General features: G+C 43.5%; 16 protein-coding genes and 2 pseudogenes. All 18 read right to left on the reverse strand.

Translation table 11 applies throughout. The annotated features are described in order from the left end of the window. Positions 1 to 147 precede the first annotated feature (147 nt). Entirely contained in the window at positions 148 to 1,278 is a 1,131-nt protein-coding gene (locus HPS54_RS11295; protein ID WP_172345557.1) for an AAA family ATPase, read from the reverse strand. 137 nt (positions 1,279 to 1,415) lie between these two features. Continuing rightward, a pseudogene (locus tag HPS54_RS13160) lies at positions 1,416 to 1,514 on the reverse strand (esterase-like activity of phytase family protein); the annotation flags it as partial. A 1-nt stretch (position 1,515) separates the two neighbouring features. Next, a complete protein-coding gene (locus HPS54_RS11305) occupies positions 1,516 to 2,529 on the reverse strand; it encodes a nucleotidyl transferase AbiEii/AbiGii toxin family protein (RefSeq protein ID WP_172345558.1) in 1,014 nt (337 codons plus the stop codon). Further along, the gene (locus HPS54_RS11310; RefSeq protein WP_172345559.1) at positions 2,526 to 3,143 is read right to left on the reverse strand and encodes a DUF6088 family protein; all 618 of its coding nucleotides are present in this window, start codon (positions 3,141 to 3,143) and stop codon (positions 2,526 to 2,528) included. The genes HPS54_RS11305 and HPS54_RS11310 overlap by 4 nt, the downstream gene beginning before the upstream one ends. A gap of 378 nt (positions 3,144 to 3,521) precedes the next feature. Then, positions 3,522 to 4,538: an esterase-like activity of phytase family protein gene (locus HPS54_RS11315; protein ID WP_172345560.1), complete on the reverse strand. Its 1,017-nt coding sequence runs from the start codon at positions 4,536 to 4,538 to the stop codon at positions 3,522 to 3,524. A 23-nt stretch (positions 4,539 to 4,561) separates the two neighbouring features. Next, a pseudogene (locus HPS54_RS11320) lies at positions 4,562 to 5,506 on the reverse strand (rhamnogalacturonan acetylesterase); the annotation flags it as partial. Between the two features lie 6 nt (positions 5,507 to 5,512). Further along, entirely contained in the window at positions 5,513 to 6,883 is a 1,371-nt protein-coding gene (hisS, locus tag HPS54_RS11325; protein ID WP_172345562.1) for a histidine--tRNA ligase, read from the reverse strand. Between the two features lie 5 nt (positions 6,884 to 6,888). Further along, entirely contained in the window at positions 6,889 to 8,163 is a 1,275-nt protein-coding gene (locus tag HPS54_RS11330) for an adenylosuccinate synthase (protein ID WP_172345563.1), read from the reverse strand. Between the two features lies 1 nt (position 8,164). Beyond that, positions 8,165 to 8,650, reverse strand: a complete 486-nt coding sequence (locus tag HPS54_RS11335; RefSeq protein WP_172345564.1) for a Fur family transcriptional regulator — start codon at positions 8,648 to 8,650, stop codon at positions 8,165 to 8,167. Between the two features lie 368 nt (positions 8,651 to 9,018). Then, the gene (locus HPS54_RS11340) at positions 9,019 to 9,414 is read right to left on the reverse strand and encodes a hypothetical protein (protein ID WP_172345565.1); all 396 of its coding nucleotides are present in this window, start codon (positions 9,412 to 9,414) and stop codon (positions 9,019 to 9,021) included. Positions 9,415 to 9,673: 259 nt separating this feature from the next. Beyond that, positions 9,674 to 10,045, reverse strand: a complete 372-nt coding sequence (locus HPS54_RS11345) for a hypothetical protein (RefSeq protein ID WP_172345566.1) — start codon at positions 10,043 to 10,045, stop codon at positions 9,674 to 9,676. Positions 10,046 to 10,187: 142 nt separating this feature from the next. Further along, the gene (locus HPS54_RS11350) at positions 10,188 to 10,541 is read right to left on the reverse strand and encodes a hypothetical protein (protein WP_172345567.1); all 354 of its coding nucleotides are present in this window, start codon (positions 10,539 to 10,541) and stop codon (positions 10,188 to 10,190) included. A gap of 56 nt (positions 10,542 to 10,597) precedes the next feature. After that, a complete protein-coding gene (locus HPS54_RS11355) occupies positions 10,598 to 11,086 on the reverse strand; it encodes a hypothetical protein (protein ID WP_172345568.1) in 489 nt (162 codons plus the stop codon). A gap of 7 nt (positions 11,087 to 11,093) precedes the next feature. After that, the gene (locus tag HPS54_RS11360) at positions 11,094 to 11,582 is read right to left on the reverse strand and encodes a hypothetical protein (protein ID WP_172345569.1); all 489 of its coding nucleotides are present in this window, start codon (positions 11,580 to 11,582) and stop codon (positions 11,094 to 11,096) included. A 7-nt stretch (positions 11,583 to 11,589) separates the two neighbouring features. After that, complete coding sequence (locus HPS54_RS11365) at positions 11,590 to 12,078, reverse strand: hypothetical protein (RefSeq protein ID WP_172345570.1); 489 nt, start codon at positions 12,076 to 12,078, stop codon at positions 11,590 to 11,592. A 7-nt stretch (positions 12,079 to 12,085) separates the two neighbouring features. Further along, complete coding sequence (locus tag HPS54_RS11370) at positions 12,086 to 12,574, reverse strand: hypothetical protein (RefSeq protein ID WP_172345571.1); 489 nt, start codon at positions 12,572 to 12,574, stop codon at positions 12,086 to 12,088. Between the two features lie 4 nt (positions 12,575 to 12,578). Beyond that, positions 12,579 to 19,085 carry an FG-GAP-like repeat-containing protein gene (locus HPS54_RS11375; RefSeq protein ID WP_172345572.1) on the reverse strand — a complete coding sequence of 2,169 codons (6,507 nt, stop codon included), beginning with the start codon at positions 19,083 to 19,085 and terminating at the stop codon, positions 12,579 to 12,581. After that, a complete protein-coding gene (locus tag HPS54_RS13035; protein ID WP_172345573.1) occupies positions 19,064 to 19,261 on the reverse strand; it encodes a T9SS type A sorting domain-containing protein in 198 nt (65 codons plus the stop codon). The genes HPS54_RS11375 and HPS54_RS13035 overlap by 22 nt, the downstream gene beginning before the upstream one ends. Positions 19,262 to 19,564: the final 303 nt, after the last annotated feature.

Raw genomic sequence — 19,564 nt, forward strand, 5'->3', positions numbered from 1 at the left:
TAAAACGCCTCTTCGAGACCTCTTTGACAAAACTAAATTTCAAAATGACAAAGAACGATTTGGACCTGATGGACCAAGTTTATTTGATTTTTAACAACGTCCCAATTTTAATGGGACACTAGTGAGACTATATAAAATCACATACGGTCAAGACAAATATCCTCCGCGCAACCATATCTCGAAGAACTTGTCATAAAGCCGGCATCCGTCTTCATCCTGCGTAATAAAATCACGATCGAGCAATACTTTCAAAGCATTCTGCACACTGCTCGCCGAAAGACCGTATCTTGACAGAAACTCACGCGACATCATCCCCGTTGCCTTCCCCTGTTCCGCTATGGCAAACAGCAACTGCTTCTGTCTCGCCGTAAGCTGATACAGGAGTGTCTTATAAGCAAAAGCCTGTTGATGCAGTATCTTTTCTATTGCACCCGAAACATCGTTCACATCCAAAGAAGCACTGTCTGAGCTTTCTGTATATAAGATGTTCATTACATACTGGATATACCATGTTATGCCGTCAAACAAATCATAGATATAGTCAAAAGCCTCGGAAGATATACTTTTCCCTATACTTGAAAGATGACGCGAAACAAAGTCATAGTAAACTTCCCTGTCTATAGGTGAAAGCCCTATCACAGATGCACTTTGATAGAACGGATGCGAAGCCGTCATGAACATCTCAGCCATCATGTGACGTTTTGAGCCGGAAAATACAAAATGTGCATTGCCACATGTCTGTATTCTGGTGCGCAACATTGCTTCGACGGTCTTCTCCGGATATTCTGAAATAGTTTGGAACTCGTCTATTGCTACAAGGCAGGGACGATCGGCATGTTCAAGATACATGAATATTTCATCCAATGTTATATCCGGACGGCGTATGTCGCCTATGGTAATATTCCATTCGGGCATGCCGGCTGCATCGAACGAAATACCTTGGCGCAAGGAAAGTAACAGACCGAAGAACTTGTCCCACGCTTTCCGACTACGCGACTTAAGGGTGTTAAATATCCCACGCCCCAACTCATAGACAAACTCATTAAGATTTTTTGTCTCGTATATATCTATAATGAACACATAATAATTATCCTTTATCTCATTTTGTGCAAAGGTGTGTCTTATAAGACCGGACTTCCCCAGACGACGCGGAGAGATAAGAGCCACGTTGCAATTATTGGTAAGATGCCTTTTAAGCAATGCCGTTTCCTCAACACGGTCACAAAAATAGTCCTCGCCTTTATAGCCATTTATAACAAACGGATTGTCCTGTATCATAGATATTTACACAATTATGTTTTTTACGTTACGGTAAATCAATAATGCAAATATAGCGAAAATATTTCATTCGGCAATACTTCAATTCCCGATTTACAATGCAAATCGGGAATTAAGGTCGTTTTATAGCGAAAGCGTTACTTTATTACGATAGTCTTGAACCAGTCTTTAAGAATGCCGCCATAACCGTTCTGCGAGTCGCTTATCAGTATAACCACACGACTGCCGTCTTTCAAATCATGTCTTTCGGTAGCTTAACTGTTTAATTAGGTCGTTAAGTGTTGACAACTTGTTTATCAGTTCCTCAAAAGAGGGCACCTGTCCGAAAATCATGTGTTCACACATAAACTTGTAGTCATCTTGCCATAGTCTTGCGATATCCTCGTTTGGGACGATACATAATGTAGCAGGATAAAGCTCATCATAGTTGAAACCTTTAAGTCCGATGAACTTTCGCCGATGTTCAAGTACCGCCTTATACAAAGTTTCGTTGTGGATTGCACGGTCTGCAATTGGGTTCTCAGAATCCATAATCATTACCAAATCATAGATATGGCGAGACATACGCTCCACCCTGACCTCATTCTTCCTAAATTCTTCGTGCAATAAGAACACTTTTTCAAGAAAAGTACGCTCGGGAATGACAACATTCACCTCGAAAGACTTTTCGGCAAATGGTGCTTTGTTGAAATGGGTATCAATAGTAGCGTTTATTGCTTTTTTCTCTATCGGCTCCATCATCGATCTGCCGCTGATTTCAATCTTTACCGCATTCTTGATATAGGGTGATATCTCATACAAACTATGATAAGTTATGGTAATAACCTCCGGGTCTGTTGTCGTAACGGATGTAATGACAACATCCACGGAACAGGCATCAGTCCGTACGCCCAAATCCATTAAAGCTTTCCGTACATCGTTCTGCATCTTCTCTCTTACGAAAGAACAGGTAGCGCGACGTAGTCTGTCGCTGATTTGGGTCTTCGACAATTCACCGCTAAAACCAAGGAATTCTCTGCTGAGAGCAATATCCACGTCTTCGGAAAATCTTGCAATTAAGTTCCAGCATTTACTGAGACTTGTTCCTCCTTTGAAAGCAATATGTTCTGCATATGGTAAAGTATGAAGGGCTTTCAACACCTGCGTTACCCACCAGTCCTTTTCGATACTTGACGGTGGCAACCCGGTCTGCAACGCCACTGTATTGATTACTTCCCGTTGTCTATCTTCCGGTAAATCTATGAATTTCATCGCGTAAGGAGTATTTTGCGCACCCATGCAGGGGCTAGTTTTATATCATGATTAAAATCGTTGTCGTTTACATTCTTTGCATGCTCGACAAACACATTGCGATCTTCCTCTGTCATTTTGTCTTCGCCTATGGTGCGCATAGCTGTTACTATAAGCATCATCAGCTCTGATTTATAGGCAAAGTTTTTGCCTGAAGAAGAATGCTTGAATAGAATGCCGTGTCCGCTTCCTATCTTTATCCGACGTGGCGCACCGTTGGTCAGGAACACAACATTCATTGGCATCTGCGTGGACAATCCGAGACGATTCAAGGCGTATGCTCCCATTGGTACAATCTTCGCCTTGTCTCGTTTGGCGATAGCCTGGGCGATGTCTTCAACAGACGGGTAAATGATACCAAGCCCATATTCCTTGTCCTCTTTGGGGTAATAATAGATGCCATGAGCCAACCGCACCAACATTCCGTCGGTGTACATCCGATGGAATGTTGACTTCACGGCTGATGGTGTTCCGCAGTCGGCATAGTCTTGTTGGAATACTATCGAGCCACGTCCCTTTCCTCTAAGCCTCATTTCTATCTTATTTACAGTGCTTTGACTTGATATCTGTACCATGTTTTTTGAAACCTTTTTATTATATTTTTGGTTCTTGTTCGCTTACAAAGATATAGTATTTTCTTTTAAACACCAACGTTTTTATTGAATAACATCATTCTCATATAACACAAGTCCGGGATAAAACAAAGTCTTAATCGTTGGACATTCATCTGCTTTGTATTCTTTCCCGAACTTGTGTTATTGCCATTTATAATAAACAGATTGTATCGTATCACAAGTAATTACAGAATTATTGTTTTTGCGTTACGGTAAATCAATAATGCGAAAATATTTCATCCGGCAATACTTCAATTCCCGATTTACAATGCAAATCGGGAATTGAAGTCCTGATTTGCATTGTAAATCGGGAATTAAGGTTGTTTTATAACGAAAGCGTTACTTTATAACGATAGTCTTGAACCAGTCTTTAAGAATGCCGCCGTAACCGTTTTGTGAGTCGCTTATCAGTATCACCACACGACTGCCGTCTTTCAAAAACGGTCCGAGACACATGCCTTCGTAGTTGGCAAACGAATGGTCGAGAAGAGTGATATTGGTGCGCCAGCTGTATATAAGGCGCTTGTCCATATAAGGCGAAGAGGCAGTCAGCGGCTCGGAAGTACTTATCGGCTGCGCCTCCGACGGGTTAACCTCATAAATCTTGCAATTGACAAACGCACCAATCTTCTGCTTCGGCACATACAACTCACGCTCAAGCACCAGCAGACGACCGTTGTCAAGCGCCAGGACTTCGCTTACGCCCATGGCATAGTTGCGCGCGGTCTTGTCCGCCACAGGCTCGTCCATAAGATAAGCATACTGGTTGCGCGGCAACAGGTCTTCGCCGAACGACTGAAGACGCAGCCTGTTCCTAAGTCTGTTGACGGATGTTGTCTGCAAGCCGTCGCATGTCAGGGTGCTTTCATTCATTGTCCAATACATGCCTGTATGCACATTGTACGAAAGAGATTCCAGACCGGCATTGCCTGTAGCATGCCTGAATACATCCGGCACAGACATACGGCGCCCCGTTGTATCGCCCTGCAAGGTATATTCGGCAACGGAATTGTCTGCCTCGCCGGATATAAACACGGTGTTTGTCACGGGATTATATGCTATGCCCTCCAAGTCGCCGCCCTTCATGTCGTTGCCATGAAAGCCATTGTCCCTCACCGACAGGATGTCTCCGGTAATGGAGTCGACGGCAATCTTGAATACAAAGAAGCCGTTGCTGAACGACTTGTCGCTCACCACGGCATACTCGTCACCGCGTATATGCGCGATGCCACTGTAGTTTCCGGGAAGAATGCCGGAGAAATGGCGCTGCCGGTTAACCCCCAATAACTCAGATTGCGCAGACATCATCTGCGCAATCATAAGTAACAGTGTCAATATCAAGAATAATCTTCTCATTTTCCTCTTACAAACTTTATCTTCTTTCCTTCAGGCACAACAGGCTTTTTCCATGACTTTGCGTCCACATATATCGTGGATTTTCCTTTCGGAGCTTTGTCCACGGCTTCCTGTAAATCGAAATATTGTCCGCTCCCGTCTGCAGCAACGACTGCATCGTAATGACGTACATACTTCTTCAAGGCAGGAACCTGCTTTGCCGCCTCGTCTGCAAGCAGACGGGCAACGACACCTGCGCCATATATATTATAATGTGTATTGTCCTGACGACCTTCAGGAAGCGAGGGCGTCTCGCCCGGAAGATACCACATGTGCAGTTTCTTTGACCCTTCCACACCGAGTGACTGCTCCAAGTCGTGCGTTATCTTGTTTGCATCGACAAAGGGAACGTCCAGTTCCTTTGCCACATTAAACGGAGACAGGAGATATGCCCCGTGAGTGTCTATGAGGACATCGCCCTCCTTCAGTCCTGCGGACGAATTGTCGCGCAAGTCATCATCCGTAACTGCGGTCTTACTACCACTGAAATTACGGCGCACAACACTGTTGAACAATACGGGAATGCCGCCCTTCTGCCTTGTCTCACGTACAAACTTGCGCAGATTGTCATCAAACGTAGACCCGGGTTCAGTATGCCTCTTCTCATCAGGCTTCTCGTCATTATGACCGAACTGTATGAACACATAGTCGCCCGGCTTTATCAATCCGAGCACCTTGTCCCATCGCCCTTCATCGATAAAGCTCTTGGAAGAGCGACCGTTCTGGGCATGATTGTCCACACGTACATCATCAGAGAAACAATGACTCAGCATCATACCCCAGCCACGTTCCTGCTTGCCGCCCTTTATGTCCTTGTTTGCCATGGTCGAGTCGCCGATCATGAATATCGCGACGACATGATCCGACTTGAACGCCGACAATATCACTGCCGCAACAAGGACAGCAAAAATATTCCGTAATAATCTCATAACCGTTTATTCTCCGCCTTTTACAATAGCAATCAGTTCATCGGGAGTTACCGACGACTGCTCGCCTGTAACCATATTCTTCAACGTAAACCTGCCTTCCTTTATCTCATTCTCCCCTGCAAGCACAACAAAAGGAATGTTCTTGGCATTGGCATAGCTCATCTGCTTCTTCATCTTGACCGCATCGGGATAGAGTTCTGTCCTGATGCCGTTGTTACGTGCCTTGTCAACGGCAGGCATACAATAAGCTGTCTCCGCATCGCCGAAGTTTATGAACAGGAGCTGAGTGCCTCTCACCGCCTCCTTGGGATAAAGGTCGAGGGCGTTAAGCACGTCGAAGATGCGCTCCGCACCGAATGATATTCCGACACCGCTAAGCCCCGGCATACCGAATATGCCCGTAAGGTTGTCGTAGCGTCCGCCGCCGGTAATGCTTCCCATGGGCGTATCGACAGCCTTGACCTCGAATATGGCACCGGTGTAATAGTTCAGTCCGCGCGCCAAAGTCAGGTCGAGCTGCACCTCATTGTTAAGTCCCGCATTTTTAAGCACATCAAGTATGAAGCGAGTTTCTTCAACACCCTTCACGCCGGTCTCAGAGCCTTGCAGAACGTCTGCAATGACCTTAAGCTTGTCATCGTTACTTCCCGCGAGCGAGATTATAGGCTGCAACTTCTCTATCGCCTCTGCCGATATGCCGTTGGCGGCAAGCTCTTCGTTCACCTTTTCAAGCCCTATCTTGTCCAGCTTGTCCATTGCCACGGTTATGTCTACAATCTTGTCCGCCTCGCCTATGGTCTCGGCAATGCCCGTAAGTATCTTGCGGTTGTTTATCTTTATCTGGACGCGCACGCCGAAACGTGTGAAGACCGTATCGACAATCTTCATCAGTTCCACCTCATTAAGTAACGAATCGCTGCCTACGATGTCGGCATCACACTGGTAGAACTCGCGGTAACGCCCTTTTTGCGGGCGGTCGGCACGCCACACCGGCTGTATCTGATAGCGTTTGAACGGCAACTGAAGTTCATCGCGGTGCATCACGACATAACGGGCAAACGGCACCGTGAGGTCATAGCGCAGACCTTTCTCGCAGAACTTTGCCGCAAGGCGCAAGGCGTTGCGCTCCTCCAGCTCCTCGTTTGTCGTCTTGCCTATAAAGTCGCCGCTGTTAAGCACCTTGAACAACAGGCGGTCACCCTCTTCTCCATACTTGCCCATAAGCGTATGAAGTGTCTCCATTGCCGGCGTCTCTATCTGCTGAAAGCCATATAGAGCATATACGTCCCTTATAGTGTCGAATATATAGTTGCGCTTTGCCATCTCCTGTGGAGAGAAGTCGCGCGTTCCTTTTGGTATACTTGGTTTCTGTGCCATATTTTTTATCCTCTTACAATAGTCTGCTCGCGGTCAGGACCAATAGATATAATTGTTATCGGTGTCTGCAACTCTGCCTCAAGGAACTTGACGTATTCAGAGAATGCTGCGGGGAACTGCTCTTCCGATGTCATTCCGGTCATATCTGTGTTCCAGCCCTTAAGTTCTTTGTATACGGGTTCTATCCCATCCTCTATATTATACGGGAAGTGGTCTATCTCCTTGCCGTCCTTCTTGTATGCCACACACGCCTTGATTACATCAAAGCTGTCGAGCACGTCGCTCTTCATCATTATGAGTTTTGTCACGCCGTTTACCATTATGGCATAGCGAAGAGCCACAAGGTCTATCCAGCCGCAACGACGCTCACGCCCGGTCACCGCGCCGTATTCATGCCCGAGGTCGCGTATCTTCGCCCCCGTCTCGTCGAACAGTTCCGTGGGGAACGGTCCGGCACCGACACGCGTGCAATATGCTTTCATTATACCGTATACATCACCTATCTTGTTCGGACCGATGCCGAGACCGGTGCATGCACCGGCACAGATTGTATTGGACGACGTTACAAAAGGATAGCTTCCGAAGTCCACATCGAGCATCGTGCCCTGGGCACCTTCGCACAGTATGCTCTTGCCCGAGCTAAGAAGTCCGTTAATCTCAAATTCAGAGTCCACGATATTGAACCGGCGCATATACTCTATGCCCTCCATCCACTTCTTCTCATCCTCCGTAATATCATAGTCCGTATATCCGAGAGCCTTCAGCATCTGCTCGTGCCTTGCCTTGTGGGCAGCATATTTCTCTTCAAAGTTCTCGAAGATGTCACCTACACGCAGACCGTTGCGCGATGTCTTGTCCGTATATGTCGGACCAATACCTTTTCCTGTGGTACCCACCTTGTTCTTTCCTTTCAATGCCTCGTATGCCGCATCGAGCACGCGGTGTGTCGGCATGATGAGATGAGCCTTGCGCGATATGTGCAGACGGTTCGTCAGCGAATGACCGCTTTTCTCAAGTTCCTTTGCTTCCTGCATGAACAAGTCCGGTGCCAGAACCACACCGTTACCGATGATATTCACCTTACCTCCCTGAAATATTCCCGAGGGAATACTGCGCAACACATATTTCTCACCTTCAAACTCCAGTGTGTGACCGGCATTGGGACCGCCCTGGAAACGGGCTATGACATCATAGCGGGGTGTCAACACGTCCACTACCTTTCCTTTACCTTCATCGCCCCACTGCAATCCCAGCAGGACATCGACCTTACCTGTTTTCATATTATATATTTTGTTTTATATTCTGTTCTTTCTTTTTCCTGCGCGTAATACGTGCCTGGCATGAACTGCACGTGCCGTAAAGATACAACGAGAAACGTTCCTTGCGGAAACGCTTCAAACGAATATTCTCTATCGCATCGGCTATATCTGAAACATTCAGCTCTACAACGCTACCGCAGATGCTGCAAATCTGCAAACAATGATTCTCGTTTGAATGACATGCCTCATACAGCGTGCCGTCATTAAGACGGTGGCATATCACCAAACGCAACTTCATAAACAGATTTATTGTATTGTAGATTGTCGCACGGCTCACGGCAAAATTGCTTTTCTCCAGCTCGTCACTCAAGTCTTGTATGGAAAAGCGGCGGTTCAGACTGTAGACCGTATCCAGTATCGCAAATCTTTCGGGAGTTTTACGATGATTCCTCTGTTCCAGATAATCGGTAAGTATCTGCCTTACCTCAGCCTTTACACAATCTTTCATTTCTTTTTGTCCAAACCAAACAACCTTACAAAAATACAACTTTTATCTATAATACGGTATTTTTTTACAATAAAAATGTATTTCAATAAAGTACAAACATCTTTTCAGGGCTTTTGTCTTAACAAACTATAGCTTCGTGAACTCCACGATGATACCCGTGTGTCACAACATCAGACGCTAATGTTGATTATTATGCACAAAAATACATTTTAAAAGACGACTGGTTAAACATTATTTTCCCACATCATGTTCTGCATATCTGTACTCATATATCCAATCATGGAAATCTTTCTTGGTTACGATCCGTCTGTCATATAATTTCTTTGCACGTATTTCGTCGAATGAATACCGGGTTGCTACTTGCCATTTTATTGCATATAAATAACAAGTGCTTTTTGGAAAAGGATAAATGCCTCCTGCAAATGTATCGGGTATGGCATAATAGTAATTAAAAAAGATTGTTTTCTTCCCATTTCTTTATATTGTTCATAAGATAAGTATTCATCACACCATAAGCCTACGTTCTTTTTATATGGAGCCTTTACAATTGTATTGTCTTTGTCATCAATGCCAATTTCACGGTTGACGTATCCTTCTCTATCATTATATTCTATATACCATCTTGATACGTAATCAAATTTATCCTCAAAATCAGGATTTGCAATAATTGGTTTAAATAATAAATATAATAATTTTTTTATCTTCGTTCTTAATCCAACTTGATTTTTATTGTTTAATCTGCCTGCAAATGTGAAGTATATCATATTATTGTCTTGTTTAATATATAATCCTGATGAATTATTATAAGCGTGTTCTTTTTCTCCTTTTATATACTTCTTTATGAAACATTTTCACTACCTATATTTACTGTTTATCTGAGTCTCACCATGTATAATGGCATGTTTCTTGAATGTTTCTAACACTTCTTTCACACGATTAAATTTATTCATAGAAATAGTATTTCTCGTAATCTCCGGCATAGACTGTTCTTGATATCACACTTTCGCTGTGTGACAGTTTCTTCTACTTCTTTTGTTTGATTAAATAATCTTTCTTTAGATTCCCCTTTTCTAACTCAGAAAGAGTTATTTCTGCATTAAGTGAAATAAAACCAGTTTCGTTTCTCTTTATGTCTTTTAAGACTTTTATAGCTTCTTTTTCCTCTGTATGTAATAAAGCACATGCAGCCCAAAAGCGTAAATATGTATTATTGTCTTTGAGAAGAAAAGAAAGCTTTTCCAGCATGCTGTTATTTGCAATAAAAGATATGCACCTTATTATTATGTCATAACTTTTATTACCCATTTTATAGTTGCCTTCTTCTGTTGCCTCGCATTGAATTATCGCATGTTTCTTAAATAAATCAATAGCTTCATCAATATTTTCTATACGCATGATATTTTGTTGTTTTCAATTCTTGTAACAATTCGTTTTTTCATGTTTTACATATATTATATGCATGTTTCTTGAATGTTTCTACCACATCTTTTAAATTATTAAAATTATTCATAAATTCTTATTTATTATCATCATTGTCCTAAATAGATAGTTCAGACCATTTCTCATTAAATATCTCAGCTGTAATTTCTGTTATTCCCATTTCTTTATATTGTTCATAGGGTAAGTCTTCATCACACCATAAGCCTACGTTCTTTTTATATGGAGCCTTTACAATTGTATTGCCTTTGTTATCAATGCCAATTTCACGGTTGACGTATCCTTCTCTATCATTATATTCTATATACCATTTTGATACGTAATCAAATTTATCCTCAAAATCAGGATTTGCAATAATTGGTTTAAATAATAAATATAATAATTTTTTTATCTTCGTTCTTAATCCAACTTGATTTTTATTGTTTAATCTGCCTGCAAATGTGAAGTATATCATATTATTGTTCTCTTTATATATAAATATTTGTAACAATTCGTTTTGCCATGTTTAAATTATTCTAATTCATGCCCTGGATATTTTCCTGTTTTTATTTTTATTTCAATATCGTTATATGGATACACATATCCAATATCCAAATGTCTGTATTCATCCGTCATTTCTCCGATTCTAATATATTCTTGATTGATATACCAAACATACCACCTATATGATTTAGTCATATGACTTGTACATCCTTCACTATACAGTCTGAACATAATGTTGTCAGTATTTCCTACATTCTTATTAGTTCCCACCTTGTACCATGTATTTTCCTGTATTCCGGCACTTAGCACCGTGTGAGCATAAAACTCGACATCATCGTCAACAATCACGTCCATGTCCGGTTTCCATTCAATCGGGTATTTTCTCTTGAATGCTCTTATGACAGAACTGTTCAGTTGTGACATGTCATTCGCCACATACTGAAAGAACTTCTTGTACTGTTTGTCAATCTCTACACAGAAAATGTTTCCAATTCTTGTAACAATTCGTTTTGCCATGTTTTAATTATTCTAATTCATGTCCGACATATTTTCCTGTTTTGATCTTGCTCTCAATCTGAAAAACCGGATACACATATCCAATATCCAGATGCCTGTATTCATCCGTCATTTCTCCAATTCTAATATATTCTTGATTGATATACCAAACATACCACCTGTACGATTTTGTCATATGGCTTGTACATCCTTCACTATACAGTCTGAACATAATGCTGTCAGTATTTCCTACATTCTTATTAGTTCCCACTTTGTACCATGTATTTTCTTGTATTCCGGCACTTAGCACTGTATGTGCATAGAACTCGACATCATCGTCAACAATCACGTCCATATTCGGTTCCCATTCAATCGGATATTTTCTTTTAAATGCCCTTATAACAGAGCTGTTTAGCTGTGACATGTCATTTGCCACATACTGAAAGAACTTCTTGTACTGTCTGTCAATCTCTACACAGAAAATGTTTCCAATTCTTGTAACAATTCGTTTTGCCATGTTTTAATTATTCTAATATATGGTATATATACTTACCTGTTTTTATTTTATTTTTGATATCAAAATATGGAAATACTGGACCTATATCAAGATGTTTATATTCATCCGTCATTTCACCTATTTTTATATGTTCTTGATTAATCCTCCATATGTACCATCTGTATGATTTTGTCATATGGCTTGTATTCCCTTCGCTGTAATATCTAAACATGATATTCGTAGTATCTCCCACATCCTTGTGCGTTCCTGCTTTATACCATGTATTATTATGTATTCCTACACTTAAGATTGTGTGTGCATAGAACTCGACATCATCGTCAACAATTACGTCCATGTTTGGTTTCCATTCAATTGTGTATTTCCTTTTGAATGCTCTGATGACAGAACTGTTAAGCATGGACATGTCATTCGCCACATACTGAAAGAACTTCTTGTACTGTTTGTCAATCTCTACACAGAAAATGTTTCCAATTTTTGTAACAATTCGTTTTGCCATGTTTTAATTATTCTAATTCATGCCCGACATATTCTCCTGTTTTAATCTTGCTTTCGATTTGAAAAGCCGGATACACATATCCAATATCCAGATGCCTGTATTCATCCGTCATTTCTCCAATTCTAATATATTCTTGATTAATAAACCAAACATACCAATTGTATGATTTTGTCATATTAATAATATGTGCCTCACTATACAGTCTGAACATAATGCTGTCTGTATCTCCCACATTTTTATTAGTTCCCACCTTGTACCATGTATTTTCCTGTATTCCGGCACTTAGCACCGTGTGAGCATAAAACTCGACATCATCGTCAACAATCACGTCCATGTCCGGTTTCCATTCAATAGGGTACTTTCTTTTAAATGCCCTTATAACAGAGCTGTTTAGCTGTGACATGTCATTTGCCACATACTGAAAGAACTTCTTGTACTGTCTGTCAATCTCTACACAGAAAATGTTTCCAATTCTTGTAACAATTCGTTTTGCCATGTTTTTATTTATTTTTTATACCGTAATTATTCCAATAGCGTGGTGCTATAGAGTTTCTGATATTATATAGTATACCGTTATTTTTGCCCAATCCATACATATTAATTAAGTTCTGTTCTATAATTCTTGATTGTATCCTGTTGAGCTGTCCTGTTCCATCTATTGTTTTATATTGTAATTTAGAACGATTTGTTTGGGATTTTAAATGCTCACTAAATCTGATTTGTGGCTCTCTTTCTGTTATTCCGACATATCTTGCATTGCCATCAGCATCTCTTCCTATATATACACTATTTGTTCCAGAACCTGTTGGTGTTTTAGGAGAAGCCAATGTTTGTCTTACAATATCCTCGGGTAAAGTAAAGTCTGTATCGTTTGTTGAGTTGAATGACTTTTGCCGGTTTTCATAATGTGTTTCTTGTATCCCGGTTGCAAATCCGCTCATAGCCCCGGTCATAAATCCAATACCGGCATTTTCTAACCCGGCTTTCAAAGCTGTCTTAATGTCGACACCGCTACCACCGAGAACACTGAAACCTGTTCCTAATACAAAACCTGTCGCTGTATTGCACAACGAATTGTATACAACATTTCTTAGAACTGTATTTGAAATACTTGATGTAAGATTTCCTAAAGGTTTTGATAAAAGGTTGCCAAGTTCTCCGCCAATTGCTGATGTCAATAACGACATGCCTCCGGACATGCCAACCTGTCCCCAGTCTATGTTTTTCCAACCATTGGCAAATCCTTGGTTAAGAATACTGTTTCCTGCACCTACAATAATTGCACTTGCACCAACCTGTCCGTATAATGCACATTCACCTGCGAGTGCCCCGGTTGCAAATAAAGCGGCACCATGCCAGAAGTTCTTTACATTTCCTTCAATAAGATTTACTGTAAGATTAATTGTCCCTCCTAAAAGACAGGCGATAATGTCATCTGCACCAACGAACTCCCCACTCGGGTCATTATATTTCAGAGGGTTGTTAAGGCAGTAGCTGTACCGATTGAAGTTCTGGCTGTTGTCCGGCATCTGCACGTAGTTGTCGGGGCTGAGGAAGCGTCCTATTAACGGGTCGTACAAGCGTCCGTTCATGTTTATTATGCCGAAACTGTTCAACATTTCATGACCAGTGTAGCCGCGTTGGAAATCGATGGTGTTTAGTGTCACGGTCTGTTTGCCCCATGGATCATAAGAAGCATTGAACACCTTGTTGCCTTCTTCGTCTGTAATGGACAATATACTGCCGAGGTTATCGGTAAAGGCGATATACGGCTTGAACTCTCCGTCCTGTCTTATTATGATGATATTGTCGTCGAGATAGTAGAACTCCCGTGTCACACCGTTGTTTGTCACTTTCTCATAATCCCCGGCATATACCGTGCTTGACAACACTCTTCCGCAGTTTGTCATTGAAGAGTACCATCGTTCGCCGTCGGGACCATAGACAAAATCCATGATAAACGGGCGACTTATGTTTATAAACGGAATGTTGTTGGATGCGCATGTCATGATACCGGCATCCATTGGTCTTGACATCTCTACTCTCGAAGTGTCCAGACCGATAGACATGGTGTCTTTTGATATTTCTGTCCAGTCTGCCATGTCCGACAGCATTCGCTTTTCTATTCTCTTTATCTTGCCAAGGTCGTTGTATGCCGTATTCAGTATATCATCAGAAATCAGCCTGTCTGTATTGTCTACAACCCTCACGGCATGCGGCCGGTGCGCCCCGTCATATTCATAGTTGCCTATACCTGTCTTGTTCAGAATATTGCCGTTTGGAGCATACGTCACGTTCATTGTTTCCTCTCCGCCGGTGCATACCGACACGAGCCTGTCAAGGCTGTCGTATCCGAATGTCTCTTCTGCCGTATCACCTCTTTTTCTTGAAAGCAGGTTACCGGTGCTTCCCTCGTAGTTCAGGCTAAGTGTTTCGAGAGAGTCCGTCCCACGAGACAGACTGCGGTTGTTGACAAAGCCCCTTGCGTCGCGGGTGTGTGCAGACGTGAGTTTGCCCATGAACGATGTGGTGTACGACAGACCGTCGTAGTCCTCTACGTTGCATATCACATTGTCACCGGTTTTCACCTGTGTTCTGAAACCGTATTCATCATACAGGTAGTTCACTTCAAGTCCTCCCGGATAACAGGTTCTCTCCAACCGGTTGTCCTTGTTGTACGTATATCCGAACGTGTAAATGCCCTTGTCCCCGATAGTTCTCTTTTCTTCTGTTACACGCCCGTATCTGTCGTATGTATATTCAACAGCGTTGTCGCCTGTTTCTTTCTTTGTAATCCTCTGTGTGTTGTACCCCGACGTGCCATAAGTATATGTGGTTGTCATCGCCCCGGCGACAGACGCCACGAGCCGACCGGACGTATCGAATGTATATTCCGTCTTTATTCCTCTTCCGTCCGTCTCGCTGAGAAGTCTGCCGTCGGCAGCATATGTGTATGTGGATGTACCTGCATCGGGGTCGGTCAGTGAGGTTCTGTTTCCTGCGGCATCGTATGTCATCGTAACTTCGCATCCGTCGGCATCGATTTTTTCAGGTTTACCGTTCGAGGAATATGTATAGGTAACCTCCGATACCGGGTCGGTCGAAGATGTAACGTTGCCCCATGCGTCGTATGTCTTTGTATATCCCCGTCCGGCAACGGTGCATACCGCCATGCGGTTGCCGTAGCTGTATTCTGTCGTCCTGCCCGTGCTCGAAACCGCCGACAATATACGCCCACGTTCATCGTATGTGAAATTCTCGGTAATTGCCAGCAGTCCCGTCTTGCTTTCCGTTTGCGATATGTTCCCATGCTTTTCGTAAGTTGTTTCTTTGGTGATGTCCACTCCCTTTTCGCCTACGGTCTCGACGAATGTCTCGCGTGAGCATTCATCATACCATGTGTTCACCCATGGTCTTGACGATGAAGATTCGCTGATGCAATATCTGAATTTATTTTTCAGTCCCCACGCAGTGCTCCATTCCGTCCATGTCCCGTCAGGCTCCGTGGTAGATGTCTTGCGTCCCCAACCGTCGTATGTATGACTGGTGGTGAGCGGGTTCTCCGGTTCGGTCATGTCCGTCTCTTCTAAAAGATTGCCCCATGTGTCGTATGTGAAGACGTTCACTGCCGATGACGGAGTTTCGTATGTCTTCGTTACGAACCGTCCGCTTTCGTCATAATCATTGTGTTTTGTCACGGAAATTACTCCCTGCCCTGATGATTGTGACGACAGCACGTTGCCGTATACATCGTATGTGGCAGAGGTCGTTAGAGCCATGTCCGTACCACTGTTCTCCGTTTTCGTCAGTACATTGCCTCGTTCATCGTATGTATATTCCGTTGTGCAGACGAAAGGCACGTCACTGTCTTTGTGCTTCTGTGTAGATGTGATGGCAGACGGAAGCCACTTACTGCCTTTCCGGATATACCCCGAACAGGATGTTTTCCTGTACATGTTGTCTCCGTCGTCTTTTACGGTCTCTTCCGTAATAACGCCTTTATCGGTGTCGTAGCAGATAAAGGCGGTCGTAGTGTTTCCGTCAAGGTCGATGACCTTTTTCTCCGATACGTATGCAAAGTAATTGTTATTGTCTTTGTCGGCAACCGTTGTGCGTACAGTTGTCGTGGAAGTACTACTGCCAACCGTCACTGTCTTTGTTGTTTCGGTAGGTATGAAACGTGACTCGTCACGCTTTGTTACGGTCAATGTCTCTTTTATTCCGGTTGTCGTGTTCTCCTTTGTTATCTCGGTAAAGCCCAGCATGCCTTTCCCGGCGATATGCAGTTTAAGACCTCCGTATCTGTATTTTGTATGTTGTTCCGCCGAGGCACCGTTGCTTATGCTTGTGGAAGATACAACGGCTATGGGCAGACAGTAATTATTTACGGGATACTTGTTGTCCGTTGCCTTTGTGTATACTGAGGGTAGTGCGGCACTTGCATATTGTATTCTTATGTCCCGTCCCAATCCGTCCGTTATACATTTTATCCGTCCTTTTTGTGCCGATGATGTTCCGGTGCTGTAGACATGTATTTTCTCATCAATGGTTTCTGAAACGCTGTTGAGCATCGTCCCGTAGTTTGCAAGCTCCACAGCTCCGTCGCCGTTAAAGTCGCCGAGCATCAAGTTACCCTGCGTGGCATCCTCGGGGTGATACTTGTCCGTCTCCTTGAAAACCTTAAGTGTAGTGCCGTCCGAATAAAGCCACTTGATTGTTGTGCTTTTGTAATCGTTTCTTCCGCTTATTCCGCCGTGATGCTCGTAATTGGCTTTCGACACAAACACGTCCGACTTGCCGTCGTTGTTCATGTCCCATACCAGTATGGAGAACTTGTTGTCGTCCTTAGACGTTGACTGGTCACTAATGCCGAGGTCTTCCGACCTGCCATGTGTGAATGTCCCGTCGCCGTTGTTGCGGGCAATCCGCAGCCATGTCTCGGGCGACACGTTATATACGAAGTCCATAAGACCGTCGCCGTCAAAGTCACCTTGTTGTACCCGCCAGTTGTTTGTAAAATCAGTACCGGTCTTTTTGTTGCCCTCCGTGAAATATTGTTCAGACGGTGTGCTGCCGTTGTTGTAATATATAGTGTATCCACCGTTGTACAGCAATATGATGTCCGCCAGACCGTCGTTGTTAAAGTCTGCGGTGAACATTTTCTCCGGTTTGGAGGGCATTGTGAACAGCAGATCTGTATGTTTCAGCTTTTCTGATCCTGTATGATATGCAAGTTTTCCATGATAGCATCCGTCTTTTGAACTTGTTTCTACAAACAAAATCTCATCCTTCCCGTTCCCGTCGGCATCGAATGTGCAGAACAAAGGACATTCTGTTGATGCGCTCAATGGGATATCACATACCCTGATGTTTCCTGTATTCCCTGATTTAATGTCGCTTCCGAAAATAGTGCATAGACATACCGCCCTGCTTCCCGCAGTGTTGGAATATAGCGGAAATAGCATGTCGTTGTATCCGTCTCCGTCAAAGTCCATGACAGACGAGCCACCTATTACGGACTCTATGTTGTCAACGGCAAAGGTCGGAGGCAGACTGAACGTTATAGGATAATCGTATGTAACAGTATTATTGTTACTTATACGGCTTCTGCTGATATTTACCAGTGTCTGTTGCTGCCTATGTGTGGTTCCGTCTATTAGGTAGTCCAGAATATAAGCTTGCGATATTCTTATTATATCGCTTATGCCGTCTCCGTTTAAATCGGCAGAGGTAAACAGTCTTGAAGTTTCACTGATATTATTAGCAGCAGACTTCGTCGGAACATCGATTGAATGTCCCGACACATACATATTGCCCATAAAATCCCAGTCAAACTTTACAGGACTGAGTTTTTCTCCGTCTCCGTTAAGCTCGTCAATCTTTACAAGACGTGAGAACTTAGTGTTTCCAAGGTCTGATTTCTCATCATAGGTGAATTCATACCTGCGATATGTCATGCCGTTGGTGGCGGTTGTTATGGCATTCAGCAGCACATCTGCCTTGCCCTGTCGGCCTTCTATGACAAAAGGAAATGCTCTGTCGCCTGCGTCTCTGTATGCAAATTCAATGGTATTGACAAGTCCTCTGTTCCTTGCCCTGTTCGTTCCGTATGTTATACAGACAGGACGTATATTCAGGTTGCTTGTCTCGTAGGTGTATGTAATATAGTTCGAATACATGTCCTCGGCACTGCTTATATGCCATGAGGCTATGCGCTGCGCCCCGTTTTTGTTTGTATAGCCTAAGCGCGATGAGGCAGAATCTCCGTATCTATATAAGGTTCCGTCGGCAGCGTGTACCTCAAACCATGTCGTTGCCACGTTGTATCCGTATGTGCCATGAACCGTTATCTTTGTGTAAGGGTCGCCTTCCACTGTGTATGCGGCACCTTCGCAGAATGCCGTGCCCGATTGTAATATAAGTCTTTTGCCGTCAAGAAAAAGATTGTCGTCGGCTGTATAAGTCGTGCCTTTCAGTTTCCCGTCACTGTGAAGATTGCTTCCTCCACGCGTTATCGCAGACATGCCGCTGATGCTGAAGCCGTATCCGGCTATGCCGTGTCCAGCCTGGCTGTTATAGACAATGCCTATAGAAGGCATCAGCGTGCCTCCGTTAGGACACTCTATCGGCACGCTGTATACAGCCGCTCCCATGCCATTAACGTCGAATGTGCCCTTGGGTGTGCCCACGGCATAGTTGTTTTCAGTGTCGATGGGGATTATGTCTTCTTCCGGGGGGTATATCGGTTTTATAGGACCGGACGGACCGGGAGGGTCAATCGGAAATTCCGGCTCTATAGGTTCAAGGTCATTGTTCTTTGGTATGTTGGTCGGTAAGTGTGTGCTGTCAGGAACGGATACGTTTGACCGCACCGTATATGTCGTGTCATGTACGGCTGCTGTTGCCGGAATGGTTGTCGACCCGGATAATATACCGTATGCTATGACCAGCGATAGCTGTATTGTCTTTATAATATTGCCGCTTGTCATTTCTTTGTTATTTTCCATGTATTGGACATGCCGTTTACGGTAATCCTCATCAGATACACACCGTCCTGCATGCCGGACATTTCTGTCACGGCACTGCCGTCGTTCATATCGCATCGCATCATGAGCGCACCATGTGCAGAATATATTTCAATGTGGCATTTGTCGGCAGCCGTCAACCCTTTTATGGAGGTCACTACGCGGCAGCCGTTGTTATCAGTGCGTATGTCTGCCGTGTATTTGCCGCCAAAATCGTTGCCGTTGCGACCTTTCGGTGCTTTTTTGTGAGTTCTCCGGTGCCTTTTGCGGTTCGATAACGATTTCTCTTTTTATACGGTTCCCGGCAGCATCATAGCTGTATCTTATCTTGTTTTGTGCAGACAGGGATAATGCTGATGTATACAGAACGGCGACCATGAGTATTTTTTTAAGGTTGGATAATGTCATTGTTTTTAAGATTTATTTCCTGCAAAAATACAAAAAAAGGTGAAAAGACACAA

Source organism: Xylanibacter caecicola (genome assembly GCF_013166515.1).
Lineage (GTDB): Bacteria > Bacteroidota > Bacteroidia > Bacteroidales > Bacteroidaceae > Prevotella > Prevotella caecicola.